Source organism: Rhodococcus sp. 05-2254-6 (assembly GCF_002258565.1).
GTDB lineage: Bacteria > Actinomycetota > Actinomycetes > Mycobacteriales > Mycobacteriaceae > Rhodococcoides.
On record NZ_NOZF01000128.1, the window covers coordinates 1 to 14,950 of the forward strand.

The window sequence follows — 14,950 nt, forward strand, 5'->3', positions numbered from 1 at the left end:
ATCCTGCACTCATCAGCGTCCGCGCTCGCCACGTCCCAGGGAAGCTGTTCGGTTCGGTCTCGTTCGGTTCGATGAACCGGCGCACCGCCGCGACGAGAGCGAGACCGGCAACTGCGGCGAAGAAGAGAATTAGGAAGCCAATTTGAGCGCCGGGCATCGTCGGCGGGGTCGACTCGGTGACTACCTCGGATCCGGTACCGAGATGCCTCTGAACCGAGACTAATGCCTCGAAAGGCCAACACACGACTAGGTAGGCGGCAGCAAGCCCGAGCGGAACAGCAGCGATATACAGGCTTGAGTTCCAGTTGTTGTTGCGATTCATCGCGATTCACTCTTTCTTTGACATTCTCTCGTCGCGGCGACACTGGACAGTCATGGGTGCGGATACGAGTACTGAGCGTGGGTACGGCGGTCGAGGCTGATCAGTTGTCGAGTAGGCCCGCACCGCGGGCAATAGCGGGTAGGTCGATCGGTGGTGCCCATGCGGCCCACACGCGGGTTCGGCCGAGCTCGACGACACGGTCGTCCGGATAGAGCCGCCATGGGCCGACGCGGTCGAGCAGTTCACCGACGAGGGCGTCGGCGTGGAAACGGGTGGGAACGGTGACGAAGTCATCGAGCGGGCCCCGCTTATGTAGTGCCGCGACGGGGCGTGGTGCGCCTCTGGCGATCGCTACCTGCCGCAGGTCCGGAGAGCCGTGGGGACGGAGGATCGCCACGACATGGGGGTCCAGCCATCGTCGCTCTCGCCATTCCTTGCGGACACCGCGGCCACGGGGAAGATCGAGCCCGGTCAAGACAGTTCGTGCATTGTCGAGGGTCTGCTGTTCGACACGTCGGATTTCAGGAAGGGGAAATTGAAGTTGCTGCAACCGGCGGACGGGAATGGCCGCTCGAGCGCGAGGTGAGCCCTGCAGCCAACGCTGAACGGTACGGCGAGTCACCCCGAATGCCGCTGCGACATAGTCGATATCGACACCACCGTTGACCAAGGGGCCGTAGCACGCGGTGAATGCGACCTCGAGCTGTCGTTTGGTCCACCGCGGCCGCTTCGGGTTCATGTCGCTCTAATGGAGTGGTCCGAGAAAGACGCCGTATCCCATTTTGGCCTGCACAGCCATGCTGACGAGGATCAGACCCGCCAACGCAGAAACGACGCGGGTCTTCCACTGCTGAGACTTGGTCTCGAACATGTCTTTCTGATCCCTCCTGCAGAGCGCTGCCGTGCGCGATTCCACCGATACCGTAGCGGTTGCACCGGACACTCCGAACACCTGAACTCGCAGACTCTTATGGTCAGACCGGGTCGATGGAGATGTTGTCGATGCTCTCGAAGGTCCATCCGTCGACGTACCGATCGCTGGCGTAGCCGCTGAGCCACTTCGAGAGCGCTTTGTCGCCGCCGCGTTCGTACGCCGACCACATCGACTCGACATCGGATGGCGACATACCACTCTGATCCGGGGGGATCTGGATGGAACGATTGCGAATGTAGAACCCTCCCCCACCGGCGACGCCTTGTCGGCCCTTGATCTGTACGCGCGCACCGTATTTGGCGATCGACTTGCCCTGTTTGCTCTCTCGGACAGCTTTGATGGCGGCGCGCCGGCCCTGTTGCGTCGTCGCTGCCTGCCGCGACTTGGTGGTGAGCTTGCTCAGAGTCTCGGCCTTCGGCTTCGAGATTCGCTGGCGTCCCTCGGCGGCAACCCAGCGTTCCACCGTACGACGTGAGACTCCGAGATCGCGCGCAGCTGCGGCAGTGTTCACCCCGCCCCGAGTGCCCGGGCCGTACGCGGCGAGGAGCATCCCACGCATGTCAGGGGTGGTGCCGGCCTTGCCGGAGACATCGGCACCACGCCTGCCCGTCAAGCCCTGGAACAGTGAGCTGCGTCGGCGTTCGTCTGCTTCCAGGTTCTCTTTGAAGCCAGCATGCTTGCGCCCGGCCATTGGCTATTCCCCCTTGCCTGTCGTGGCATCCCAGTTCATCGTCAGCGCTTCCTTGCCCTTGTAGCGGCCACCGACGAGGAACTCGAGATGATCGCCGAGTCGAGCGGAGCCCTCCCACTTGTATTGGCCGAACCCTCGACCGAGCTGCTTGTCCTCCCCAGGCCAGGACGCGATCGGATCCGGATCGTTGCTGGTGTAGAGAACCGTGTCGTTCGTGATGGCCACCGGCCACCGGTCGGAGACGGTGCCGATCTTGACGATGCGACGAGTGATGTTCGCCCGCGCTTTGGCGATGATGTGATGGCGTCGCTCAGGCGAGAAACCTGCTCGTCCGGTCATATGAACCGAGGACCCCATCTGGCCGATCGTGCGCGTGTAGACGCCCTTGAGCAGATCTCTGGCCAACTGAGCGTCGACGTCGTCGACGTCCAAAGCTGTTCGTGCGTCCCGGATTCGCTCGTACCACGGATCGAGTACTCGGCCATGTTCGTTCCACACGTAGGCCTCGACAGGTTCGAGCTCGTAGCCGAGTTCTCCGGCGACCTGCAGACTCGGTGTGGTCACCCACAGCAGGCCCGGCCGGCCGCCGAGAGGCATCAATGGATGTGGGATGCGCCAGTCCCCTGCCTCGGGAACCTCTACCCGCCAATAGCCCGGCAGCTTCTTGTCGAACGCTCGCCCGTCTGGATGATGAGTGGCCGATCCGATCGGCATCTCCAAACCGGCGATTCCCGCAGCATGCGAGCCTCCTCGGTCGTACGCGTGGACGTAGATCATCGATGTCTCGTCGCTGGTCGGTTTGCGGGACCATGCGTAATCGTCCTCGAGGGAGCTGATGGTGGCCGGGCCGACGGGAGTCTGTGCCCCGAACATCCGCTCGCGGTCCTTGAATCGAGTCGAGATCATCAGGTCGAAACCTGTGGACTGCGGGGTGATCACCCACGGCATCTTCAACGCGCTGGCGAACAGCGACAATCGACGCGCGAGTTTGCTCGGGGACGGTCGGTCTCCGAGAATAGGGATATCGCGTGGATCGGCGTTCATGCCGGCAGCCAGGACGACCCACACACCGCGGTGCTCGCCCTGGGTGCGCCACACACGGGTCCACGCACCGAGCCGGTCACCGGGCTTGCCCAGGGTCCAACCGTCGGCGATTGCATCTGTGACGAACGCTGTGCCGGCAGTGGCCTCGCCGACGTCTTTGCGTCGCTGCGACGGATCGTCGCTCAGCGTGCTCAGATCCACCCCGAACTTCTCGGTCATCGCCGCGGTCACCCAGATCTGTCCCGGTTCGCTCTGCCACGACGAAGTCTGAGTGCCCAGACGCAGCTCCTGCACCAGCGCGGCGACATGACCGACGTGAGAGATGTTCTGTGGCAAATTGATTCGACTTCCGTCGGGCATCCAAATGCCATCGACGTCCAGGACGGCGGCAGGGGCAGCGAACGGGTTGGCCGCGGTCTTCGCGGGAGCTGAACGCCGAGGCTGCGTGGTCTCGAGCGGCGCACTGGGTTGCGCAACCGTAGGAGCACTCGACTCGGCGGCCTCGGAAGCAGCTCGACGAGCAGGTTCGTTCGACGGCCGCGGGCCAGTGGAGGCGGGTGCAGGCGGCTTCGCTGCGGCTGCGGTATCGGCAACCAGTGCAGCGCGGGAGGCAGCTGTGCTTCCGAACCAGCACTGCGCGTGCAGAACGTGGCCATCGAAGCGAAGGCCCGAGCCCACTCCGCACTTCACGCACGGGACGCTCGGCGAAATATGTTCTGCCACAGCGATATGGCCCTCGGCATCGGGGTAGCTTCCCACTGGAATGTCCTCCTGTTCGGAGTTGTCAGACGTAGCTTCCGCGTCGTTGGCACGAGAGCTGCCCGTCGTCGATGAGGTGTCGCTGTTCGATACCGAGAACAACGTCGCGAGGTCGGCCACTGCGGAGGTCGAACCCGGAACGTCGCTCGGTGTCGTACCGTCCGGTGCATCGTCGGGTCCGCCATCAGCGTCGAAGATGCCGATCTGACCGTCGTCGGGGCCGTCGCCGAGGATCGCCCACAGACGGAGAGCGGTCATCCGCTGCCGCCGTTCCTCACAATGGATGGTGCGTTGGACGGTGTAACGGGGTGTCTTGCCTGCGCGTTCCTCGGCGATCAGAACTCCCTCGTCGTAGAGGGCCCGCAGCGCCGTGCCTCGATCGATCTGTGGAGCATCGGACATCGTCGATGCCGCGGCTTTCAGAACCTGTTCGAGGGCAGTCGATTCGATCAACAGCTGCGCTTCACCGTCGCGTGGTCCGGGGTCGGTGAGCACGTACCCCAACCGGATCCCGCGTGCGTCTTCGCGGTACTTCTTGACGTCCTGATAGTCCGAGACCAACGTCCGTCGCCACCCCAACCGGCCGGCGAGCGGGCGGTCGGGTGCTTCACCGGTACGAACGTCGTCGACGTAGGCCAACCCGGTACGCAGTGCGTGCGCAAGGAGCTCGCGCACCCGCGCCCCGGTACGTGAAGGCAGATCGGGATCGGCCGCAGCGACGACCGCGTCGTGCAATCCGCCGTCGACGACGTCGAGAACTTGCTCGACCTCATCGGCATCGAGCGCGCCGACATCGAGCAGAAAAGCGGTGAACGCCTGCCACCCTGCCCACACTGCACCGACCGCTTCGGCCTGGCGCACGGTCTCACCCTGCTCACGTAAGCCCTCGGCGTAGTGCGCGCCCTCGTTGAAGACCTTTTCCCGCAGTTCCTCGAGGCGGGGGCACAACCACTGCAGGAACGAGGCCATCAGCAGGGCGCGTCCATGTCGAGACTGCTCACTGTCGAGTCGAATCAGCTCGTCGAGTTCGATCTCGTCGGACTGCAACGGCACCACCAACATGCGCTGAGCGCCGGACCCTGGTCGAGGCATGACCTCGGAGGTCACCATCGCGGACGATCGGGGGGCGGTGCCGTCGAGGATGCTCAACCCGTCGCGACTGGAACGGCTCCGTTGTTCGCCGTTGTGGACCATGCGCGCGAACTCTTCGAGCGCTTTCTGTGCAGCCCCCCAGTCTCGTGTGGGAGCGACATCATCGGCCCAGTACAGCGCATCTTTCGACGAATTCAGTTTGATGCGAAGCGCATTGAGAGTGTCACCGTTACCTGACATCGACGATGCCGGCCGCCGACGATCCCACAGCTCACCGAAGTGATGCATCGCGATCGACGCGATCGAGGTCTTGTACGAACCGGGCGAACCAATGAGCGAAAGAACCCAGGGGTTGGGTCCCAAGGCCGCGCGAAAGACGTGCCCGAGCAACGGAGCAGCGATTCGCACCGGCAGACGCGTCAGCATCGATCCCGAATCGACCATGAAGGCATCACGCAATCGAGGTGCATCGGCGATCGGGCACGGCAGGTCGTAACGCGAGAGCGGTCCACTGAGCAGAACCGGCGCAACACGGGCACCGGCAGCACTGATAGCGCCACCCGCGTGCACGTAGAACCACTCGTCGTTTCGGTCCTTACGCCAACCGGTGGAACGGAATCGAACCGTCCGGGCAATCGTCACTCCACCCGCCACTTTCAGGGCGTCGCGAAGTTTGGCGATTCCAGAGGGTTTGGAGTCGTACGTCGGCGGCCCGGGAAGAGAATCCGCCCAGGTGCAGTCCCGATAGTCCTGTGCGTCCACCCGCATACGCATGAACTCGCCCGTATCGGGATGGGTGTACCCGATGACGACAGCGGAAAGCTGTTCGGGCGACGGCGGATTGGCTTCCCGCTGCCCGACGATATCTTCGCGTCCGAGCAGGGTCGGTGCGTCGACGTCGAGGCCGTCGTCCTGCGATTCGAGGTATTCCATCTCCACGATCCGAGCATCGATGCTGAGCACCATTTTGGCGGTCTGCTCGCCATCTCGGTTGGTGACGATTTCGACGAGGCTTCCCTCTACGACCCGATACGTCGGTGCAGATATCTGAGCGCCGCGGGTGGCCGCCCCGACCAGGTGCAGTCGGGGTCCGTCAGGGAGCGGATGTGTCGATTCACCGGCGTCGATGTGGCTGGATCCGGTCGCCGGCGGCACCGCGTCGTGCTCGTCCTCGTCGTGCAGCAGCGGTGGAATCGGAGTGCGCGAAATATCGTGTGCGGCACGGGCAGCCGTGCGGGCAGTACGCCACACAGCGGTAGCGGCATCGACCGCTTCTTGCGACCACTTCGTGCCCTCAGCGGCAGCGAAACTACGCACCGCATCGACGGCTTCGCTCAACGGCTCGAACAGGCGCTCCGCCTCGACGGCCCAGCGCCCAGCGAGGCGGATCTCGTCTGCGCACTCATCCTGGTGACCTGATACTCGCCCGCGCTCGGCACGCGCAGCCGCTTCCTGAGCCGCCTTTTCGACCTCGGCGGCCTTGCCGCGCAGCTTGGCCAGCGCAGCATGTGCCGCAACCTCACCGACATGGACGGGAATCAACCCGTTCCACATATCGTCCGGATCCCACAGCTGGGCCTCGACGTGATCTGTGAAGTCTGATTTGTCATCTGTTGTGCCGGGTAGCAGCAGTTGTACCTCGGCATCAACTGCGCCGAGCAGCGACGCCAGTTCGATGCCGCGCTCGTATCCTGCGGCGTCACGATCGAGCACAACGCGCACTGCGGCACCGGCGAACACCTCGGCGAGCTGTGGCGGAAAGTTCAGGCCACCCTGGGCATTCGTGGTCGCGCACAGACCGAGACGCATCGCGGTCTCGACATCCTTTTCGCCCTCGAGCAGCCACACCGGCTGGCCGGCCGACAGCGCCGCTTGCAGCTGCGGCATCGCGAACAGGACCGGAGTGAACACCGCAGGCTTACGTTTGACGTACGTGCGATTCGGACCGACGAACAACTGCCGGAATCGTTTGTGTTTGACGCCGCACGAGGTGCACTCCTCGCGGATGACCTCCTGCACCAATACGCTGTCGGCATCGGTGTAGGGATAGCGCGCAACTTCCGACCAAGAGTGCTCGACCTCGGGCTCCGGCATCGGACCGGCAATCCGAGCAGGCAGACGCCCCAGACGCCCACGTCGTTTGCCCGCTGCCCGTTGCTGCGGGGATCTACCGACACGCGGTGCGCTCGGATCCCGACTCGGCAAGGGTTCGTCGAACAGATCGGACACACCGATATCGAGACGCTCGGCGATTTCTGCGGCCGTCGCTGAGCAGCCATGGCACCGCAGCAGCACCATTCCAGAACCGTGGTGGCCCGGAGTCCAGGTGACAGACAGCGAAGCGTGACGGTCGTCGTGAACGGGGCATCTCGCCTGAAACTGGGTACTCGATGTGGCTTTGAAGCCGCCGAGCTGCTCGAGGCGTGGACGGATGTTGTCCATCGACCACATGTGGCCGCGGTTGGGAGTCGGTGACGTCACGACTCACCGCCGACACGTAGATGTACGACGCGCGCTGGGTTCGGAGCGCAAATCACGGCGAGGCAGGGGTACTGAGCTATGATGTCAATACACCTCCTGTCGTGTTCGTGGTTGTTCCCGGTGGGTGGTTGGAGCGGAGCGATTCGCTCACTTGTGAATCCGGAAGACCCCCCTTCTCGCCGCCAAGCACGAGGGGGGTTTTTCACTGTCTAGGGGTAGGTCATCACGCGCCCAGCTTGTACTGTGCGGGATCGATTCGATCTTGGATGTAATGCGGCATGGGTAGATCATGGTGCAGCGCCATGACATAGACGTAGTAGTCGCTGAGGTCGAGGCCAAGGGCGTCGGCCTCGTTTTTGTAATGCGCATACTGCGTGTCGGGCGTGCGCACCATTGCGGGTATGCGAGGGCCCTTCGACTCTCTCCCAGGTTTGCTTCCAGCCATGCGATCACATTAAACGGATTCGGTAACAGAAACAGGGAGGCCGCGACATCCGGTGTGTCGCCTGCCTGTCGTGCCACGTTCACATGTTCCTCCGCACCTCGTCCGTACCCGCCCTCGCACCACACATGACAGGTAGATCCGTCTCGATCTACCTCTGTGACAGAAGTGGCGAAATCTCTCGACATTGTCTCTGCGGCACCGGACACGACGAACACCCCAGCTCGTCGAACCGACCCGCTGCGCAAGCCCCTTCATCGATATACGCGTGACCTTGGCTCTTTTATGTGGGGAGCATGGGGAGCATGGAGATAAGGGCAGCTCAAAGGCAAAAAAACGCTCCCCACCGGAGTGGGGAGCATGGTGGGGAGCACGGTGGGGAGCCAGGAGCAAGACGCTCTGGCCCGGCGGATCAAGAGATCAGATAGTCCTCAACGACCGCAGCAATCAGCGCGCTTCGTGAGGGGATGAGCGGACTTGCTTCTACCTGCTCGTCTATCCATCGGGTCTGGGCTACCCACAGATGTGGACGCACCTCCACTCCCCCGCTCGCGACCTTCGGGCGGGCCAGACGCGGCATGCCACCGCGTGGCGATTCGACGGCGCGAGGGGCGAAGAGGCGAACCAAGGTTTCCGGGGTGTGCGCGGCGAAGGCATCCTCGACGATCTCGCCGTAGGACTTCTTCTCCCGCTGAGATCGCGTCTTCCAGGCCTCTTTGACCGTCGCGGGAACGTAGACCGCGATCGGGCGCACATCTTCATCACCGACAATCGCAGCCAACGGCTCCGCTGTAGCGGTGTCGGCCCCGGTTTCGGGTGTGGTGGCTACGTCCTCGGTTGCGGCAGTGCTGCCCCCGGAGGGCGAGGCAGATGTAGCAACCTCGGTCGGAGGCTCTGGTGCAGGTGCTGCAGGAGCATCCGGTGCAGATGTCACGTCCGGAGCCTGTACGTGCGGCTCGTCGACGGCTCTTTCGGCAGCCACGTCGGTCGAGCGTGGTTCCACTGCGGCAGGCCTGGCGAGGGAACCCGTTCCATTGCGAGGGAAAATGTTGGCGAGGCCAGATCCACGGGGAGCGGGCTTGTCGAATTGGTCCGCCAGGCTGGGTCGCTTCTTGCGATCAGTGGTGCTCATGCGGGTGCTACCTCTTCTGCGTGATCGGCTTCGGCAGCAAGCTCGGCCAAGCGTTGCAAGACCTCAGCTGCTAGGGCCTCGTAGTCATCCGCCAACCCGGTTGCATCCCGAGAGAGCAGAAGGCTGGGTGGTTTCACCTTGTCCCTCAGCGCTTTCAACCGAGCCTTCTTTGCGCTAGCAGTAGCGCCTTCGAGTTCGTGAGCTAGGAGCCCATGCCGCCGCGCGTCGGCAGCGGCGCTCTCCATGTAGCGGATTGTCGTGCCGAAGATGGGGGCAATGGTGTCAGGAATGGCTTGCGTAATACTTTCCCTCACCTGGTCCTGGAGCCGTTGTGACCTACTGCCGACCGCAAACAGAAGCATGCCAGCCAATCTCAGTTGCGGATTGTGCTCCCGGGCACGCGCGAAGCGCTCGGCGACGCGGTCGAGGCCGTCGAGGCTGCCATCGTCGGCGCGAGTAGGGATGAGAACGGACGACGTGCAGTACAGCACCGCATCACCGATGATCACGTCGCCTGGCGGGGTATCGAAGAGAACAATGTCGTAGTCGGGAACGATCGGGGCAAGGACTTTGTGGAGGATCTGCCCCAGCGATTCGCCCCCGCGGCTGAGCCTGGAGAGCATCATGCCAGCAACGTCGACGAGCGCAGGACCAGCGGGAATGACGTCTAGACCGGGTCGGACGTCTTTGATGATCGGGGGTTGTCCGCCTGACATCAACGACATCAGAAGTTCTTCACCGGACTGCTTTTCGTAACCGAAATCGCGGGCCAGGTTGCCCTGAGGGTCGAACTCCCCGACGAGAACACGGTAGCCGGCAGCGGCGAACAGGCCTGCGAGGTTGGCAACAACCGTCGTCTTGCCCACTCCCCCTTTACCTTGGGTGACTGCGAGGGAATTTGATATTGCCATCGATAGAACCTTCCTTCCAGAGTCCTGGATCCGCGTGCATCTATTCGAGCGCTGCCGTGGAGAAGCGTGACCGGGAGGCGTTCACGGTGCCGAATCGGTACGTGCGAGCGGCTCGACTTGTCCCGCACGCTCTTGTGCGGGCGGATGCGCAGGTTGTCGTGCGTGGTTGTGTGCGCGAGAGTACGCCCAGTCACGCACGTCAGTCAACACGGTCTAAGTCGCGTAACACCATGCGTATCAATGCTCGCACTCTTACGCGGCAAAACACGCGCAATAAAACATGTAGTGCTGCGCCCTAGTAACAGCGTACCAATACGCACGTTAAGTCGCATATCAACACCCTTGTTAACACGTGAAGAAACACGGGCATTGATGTGCTGACCAAAACGGTATTTAACCCGCGTGTTGACGTGCGGAGTTCTACCCGGTATTGCATGCGTAGTATTACGCGTATTAAACAACGGTGTAACAAGCGTATTTGTACGCCCTCAAACACGCGGTTTAGTACGCGATGAAACCAACGCTTTACTGTGCGAGGAGTACTACGAAGTGCTACGCCCATTGTGTTGGGATGATTGCCCGGTAGACGGTAACGGAGGTAGGGGAGCAGAGCACTGGGATGATGAACGGGATCGAGAGTGGGTAGTTATGTCGGATCGACAAAGCGTCGATATGTGCGAATCAGCGTGCGATTCGAGCTGCGATCATGGCCGCGACTCCCAATCCGCAGGCTCTGCTGGCTTCGCGAAGGCTCAAGCGAAGTGTTGAGGGGAGAGGTATCGGTAGGGGAGTGCGAGGATTGCTACGTAGTTCGACGCGAGCCTGGCACGAATTTCACATAAGACGCCAGGTCAACGGGGGACTGTTCGCGTTCCAATCAGCGTAGATCCGAATAGCTCTGACGCAGTCGGCGGCGGGGATCGCCAGGCTCTCCGCGGGTCGTTCGCTGTTCGGCTATCCGTTGTTCCAGACCGATCTTCGACGCCATTTGGGTGGCCCACAGCAGGGTGGCGTCAGGGACTGATTCTGAGAGTTCAACGGTGAGATCTACAAGGGTGTCTTCGAGCAGTGTCTCGGCGGCTCGGTAGAGGCTCCACAGGTGGCTCAATTCCCAACTAAGAATGAGGGGATTTCCGAACATCATGCGCTCACAGGAACGTTGAATGCGCCGGACTTGAGGGTTGCTCAGAGCTGTCGGATCGTGCGGGTCGGCCCAGGTCGCAAGGTAGCTGCTCTGCTCGCATGTCCACGGCAACAGCAGGAGCGCATCAGTCGCGAAAGTCCAGCTCTGCGTGTCGAGAACGTGTTGTGACTGTTTGAGGGCGCGGCCCAGGGCTCGCTGGCAGGTCGTGGTGTAGTCGGCGAGCGCTAGCCGACATCGCTCCAGTTGTGCCAGGTCGTGCACTGTGTGGAACTGGTCCTGTCCACGAGTGAATTCGGTGGCAACGAGCGCGGCCTCGGTGTCCCACCAGCGAAACTGGGACTGACGATGGAACTCGCGGTGCCATCGTAGGTCGTCGAGCGTTCGGGCTGCGACGCCGCTGCCTGGCGCGGTGGCGGTGTCGGAGAAGCTCATCGTTCAATGGTTGCAGGTAAATGGTGGTGTGTCACCACCCCTCTGGCATCAGTTCTATGACTGTGCCCACGGCCGAAGAGGTAGATGTGGTGGTTTTCCTGGTGAGCTCTGCATGGCGATCGGTTCAAGATCGTCGGTGAACGACGCTGCGTTGAAGAAACATTGGCGGCAGATTGTGGACACACATGAAAGCCATCGAATCAAATAGCACTGAGTCACGAGAACCACATCAGTCCGACATGAGTGTCAAACGATAACAAAATCGTGTTGTGATCACGTGGCAGTGATCACAATCCAACTTGTCTTGGAGTCAAGAGGCAGCGCCGAGTGCAGTTCGGTTGAGAGTCAGTCAACGGCCCGTAGAAGTTGCAGAGGACATTGCTTGCGGCACGGACCGTCAGGGGTCGGTGCCGCGCCGCGTTTGCTTCGGAACTGAACGAGTGCGCGATCGACTACCTTGTTACTGAAATGTTATGTACCGCGTGTTGATCACCACTGTTGTTGAGGTGGAGATAGCCTTTGTCCTGGTGGGGAGGGGATGGGGTCCTCTTGCGGGACGAACACGGGGTTCGTTTTGCAGGGTTCGGTTCGGATCGACGCTGTTCGCGGTGTCCGGGAGACCCGGTATATCTCGTACGTCGCACTCAAGCCTGCGACTCAGGTACACGGGGACATCGGAAGGATCGTGAGTGAGGACCGACAGCGCTGAGAGTGCGAACGTGCCGACATCTCCGCCTGCGCGACAGTCGCTCGGGGCAGCCTTCATGCCACCGCCGCCGGCCGGATCGATAAGTGCTATGTCAGCGGAGGTGGTGCAGTTGAGTTCAAACGAGGAGGAGACATCCTCTGGTGCAGCTGAATTGGGGCACGACGACACGATTGTGCCGTCGACGGTTCATCTTGCTGTCGGGGTTGCACACGGTCTGGCGAAGGAGAGCAAACGGACAGGGAGAACCCACGGCGAGGTGGTCATCACTGCTATCGAGGATGTCCACAGCGATCTCGAAAGCCTTCTGTTTCCGGGAGGCAAGGTCGGCGGAGGTCTGTTCCGCGCCAGGGGAGTAGGTGGGAAGCCGTCTGAGGGTAAGGCGGAGAAGAAGGGAGTCACGGTCGGGTTGTACGCCGATGACTGGGTGATCATCGATCAACTGAAAGACCAGTTCAAGGCCCGTTCCCGCAGCCACCTCATCGGAACTGCCCTCAAAGCACATCTCGGCCTCGACGCCACGACACAAACGGAAAGTGACTGAGCTATGCCCATGTTCGGCAATCTCAAAGAAAAGACATCGACCGCCACAGTGGGGGAGCCGCGCAGCGCAAGAGAGGCATCTCCTAAGCCGGGCCATGACTTCACCGAAGTCGTATCCACCACCAAAGTGCGCCGTCGACGGTCGTACTGGATCGCGGGAGTCGCCTTGATGACCGTCGCAATCGTAGGAGCGGTCTTTTTGGTGAACGCCATGCGCGCCACCACGACAATTCTGGTGCTCGCCCGCGACGTGCCACAGGGGGAGACGATCACCACCGACGACCTCAAAACCGCAGAGGTCAACAGCGATGCGACCATCGCGACCGTTCCTGCCACAGACAAAGCATCGGTCGTGGGCCAGAGCGCAGCAGTTCCGCTCCTGAGCGGATCGGCACTGAACCCATCGTCGTTCACCAACGCCGTAATCCCCAGCGGGGACAACACTTTGGTCGGCATCACCGTCGCAATCGGCAAACTTCCCGCAGAGCCACTGCTCGCAGGCGACAACGTCCGGATCGTCGACACTCCCCGAGATCAAGACGATTCCCCGGTGCAGGGTCCGGTCACCGCGAACGCACAGGTCGTTGCCGTGAAGGACATCCCCGAGACCGGACAGACGACAGTGGACGTTCTGGTCAAGAAAGACGAGGCCAGCTGGATCGCCGCCCGAGCCGCCACCAACCGCGTCGCCATCGTCCTCGACTCCCGGGAGCGCTGAGCCATGCTCGTCACCCTGACCTCGATCTCCGGCTCGCCAGGCGTCTCGACGACCGGCCTGGGCATCGCTCTCACCGCAGACTCCCGCAAGCTGCTGTACATCGAGGCCGATCCGATCGGATCGTCCCCGACGCTGGCCGGGTACTTTCACGCGCGCCGCCGGCACGACCGATCGATCATCCAACTGGTCGAGCCGAACAGGCACGGCCGAATAGGCCCAGCCTTCCAGCACCAAATAGTTAGAATCGGGCCGTTCGATCCAGAGGAGCCGACCAAGGCGCAAGGATGGTTCGTCCCCGGCCTGGTCAATGCAGCTCAAACGGAATCGATGAAGTCGACGTGGGGCCCGTTGGGGGCACATCTGGCGTTGTTGTCGAAACAGGGCGGCGGTGACCTGCTCGTCGACGCCGGTCGCCTCAATCTACGGTCCGGACATCAAGACCTGATCCGTCACAGTGACGTTATCGCCATAATGCTCAGACCGACCAGGACCGCAGTGGCAGCGGTTCGTGCTGGCTTGGGCCCACTACAGCAGCATCTGGAGAATACGAAGTCGCCGGCCAGCATCGGCCTCATTGTCAGGGGTACCGAGCCCTACAGCGCAGCCGAGACCGCCGCGGCGACCGGCCTCGACGTCATCGCAGTCCTTCCCGAATCACCGGTACACGCGCAAGTTTTTTCCGAAGGTGCCTCGCTCAGTAATTGGCGGCGACGTCGATCAAGCTATCTACGCGCAATCGACGGAACCTGGCAAAAGATCGAGCGCTTCCACGAAACGCACCAGCCCGTATGGATCGCCAACTCGCCATACAGCTCACAGCCCGCGTAACGAGCCGACAAGGCCAAAGGGAGAACACCCGCATGACCAACAACGCCCCCGACTTCGACTACGACGAGCGACCAGCCCTACCCGACCTACCGATGTTTGCCGCCGATCCGATCATCCTCGACGATGGCGACAACGAGATAACTCGTTACAGGAGCGGGCAATACGGCTCCTCATCTGCAGGTCTGCTCGCCGCAGCCGGCAAGGACGGTCGCCACTCCCACCCGGAACCCGAGCGACTCGAGACGGTCCCGTTCACATCGCCATCACCATTTCCAGCTGAGCGGTCGGACGTCGCGAGGACCAACCACCAATTGGTCAAGCAACTGACCAAAGAAGCATCCGAAATCCTCTCTCTCCGTAAGACCCAACGAGCAGATCAGGCCCTCAACCCTGAGCTGGGCGTCACTGCCATGACCCCGGACGAGGAGCGTGAGTCGGGCAGGCAGATCGTCATAGATCTCGTCAGCAAAGAAGTGCAGTCCGCGATCGACACCGGTCACGAACAGCTGAGCGTCCAAGAGGAACAGACGCTGGTCAAAGCGGTCTTCGACACGCTGTTCGGACTCGGCCCACTTCAGCCGCTCGTCGACGACCCGAACGTCGAGAACATCCTCATCAACGGCGACAGCGTCATTGTGATGTACCCCGACGGGAGTCTGCAGGCACGACCGCCGATCGCGGACAGCGACGAAGAGCTCTACGACTGGCTCACCAACCTCGCGCAGCGCGCACCCGGTGGTGGACGACCGTTCTCGCAGGTCAACCCCAACC

General features: G+C 62.1%; 12 protein-coding genes and 1 pseudogene. 4 read left to right on the forward strand and 9 right to left on the reverse strand.

Annotated features, from left to right (window positions below; all coding sequences use genetic code 11):
- From CH256_RS28365 to CH256_RS16395, 9 genes are all read right to left on the reverse strand, one after another.
- On the reverse strand, positions 1-322 hold a 322-nt coding region (locus tag CH256_RS28365; protein WP_218829142.1), incomplete at its 3' end, for a hypothetical protein.
- Between the two features lie 100 nt (positions 323-422).
- Entirely contained in the window at positions 423-1,061 is a 639-nt protein-coding gene (locus CH256_RS16365; protein ID WP_015586061.1) for a hypothetical protein, read from the reverse strand.
- A gap of 6 nt (positions 1,062-1,067) precedes the next feature.
- A complete protein-coding gene (locus CH256_RS28645; RefSeq protein ID WP_254924250.1) occupies positions 1,068-1,193 on the reverse strand; it encodes a hypothetical protein in 126 nt (41 codons plus the stop codon).
- 103 nt (positions 1,194-1,296) lie between these two features.
- Complete coding sequence (locus CH256_RS16375; RefSeq protein WP_015586063.1) at positions 1,297-1,947, reverse strand: helix-turn-helix domain-containing protein; 651 nt, start codon at positions 1,945-1,947, stop codon at positions 1,297-1,299.
- A 3-nt stretch (positions 1,948-1,950) separates the two neighbouring features.
- The gene (locus tag CH256_RS16380; RefSeq protein ID WP_032364989.1) at positions 1,951-7,323 is read right to left on the reverse strand and encodes a telomere-binding protein; all 5,373 of its coding nucleotides are present in this window, start codon (positions 7,321-7,323) and stop codon (positions 1,951-1,953) included.
- A 223-nt stretch (positions 7,324-7,546) separates the two neighbouring features.
- The gene (locus CH256_RS28140) at positions 7,547-7,717 is read right to left on the reverse strand and encodes a hypothetical protein (RefSeq protein ID WP_015586065.1); all 171 of its coding nucleotides are present in this window, start codon (positions 7,715-7,717) and stop codon (positions 7,547-7,549) included.
- A 460-nt stretch (positions 7,718-8,177) separates the two neighbouring features.
- A complete protein-coding gene (locus CH256_RS16385; RefSeq protein WP_015586066.1) occupies positions 8,178-8,897 on the reverse strand; it encodes a hypothetical protein in 720 nt (239 codons plus the stop codon).
- Complete coding sequence (locus CH256_RS16390; protein WP_015586067.1) at positions 8,894-9,808, reverse strand: ParA family protein; 915 nt, start codon at positions 9,806-9,808, stop codon at positions 8,894-8,896. Before CH256_RS16390 ends, CH256_RS16385 begins: the two co-directional genes overlap by 4 nt.
- An 877-nt stretch (positions 9,809-10,685) precedes the next feature.
- Positions 10,686-11,384, reverse strand: a complete 699-nt coding sequence (locus tag CH256_RS16395; protein ID WP_015586069.1) for a hypothetical protein — start codon at positions 11,382-11,384, stop codon at positions 10,686-10,688.
- A 689-nt stretch (positions 11,385-12,073) separates the two neighbouring features.
- On the opposite strand from CH256_RS16395, the gene CH256_RS16400 reads away from it, so the two are divergent.
- From CH256_RS16400 to CH256_RS16415, 4 genes and pseudogenes are all read left to right on the forward strand, one after another.
- Complete coding sequence (locus CH256_RS16400; RefSeq protein ID WP_139278540.1) at positions 12,074-12,634, forward strand: hypothetical protein; 561 nt, start codon at positions 12,074-12,076, stop codon at positions 12,632-12,634.
- Between the two features lie 168 nt (positions 12,635-12,802).
- Positions 12,803-13,351, forward strand: a complete 549-nt coding sequence (locus CH256_RS16405) for an SAF domain-containing protein (protein WP_230591630.1) — start codon at positions 12,803-12,805, stop codon at positions 13,349-13,351.
- A gap of 3 nt (positions 13,352-13,354) precedes the next feature.
- Positions 13,355-14,179 (forward strand): hypothetical protein, encoded by an 825-nt coding sequence (locus CH256_RS16410; protein ID WP_015586073.1) that lies wholly within the window; start codon positions 13,355-13,357, stop codon positions 14,177-14,179.
- 32 nt (positions 14,180-14,211) lie between these two features.
- A pseudogene (locus CH256_RS16415) lies at positions 14,212-14,950 on the forward strand (hypothetical protein); the annotation flags it as partial.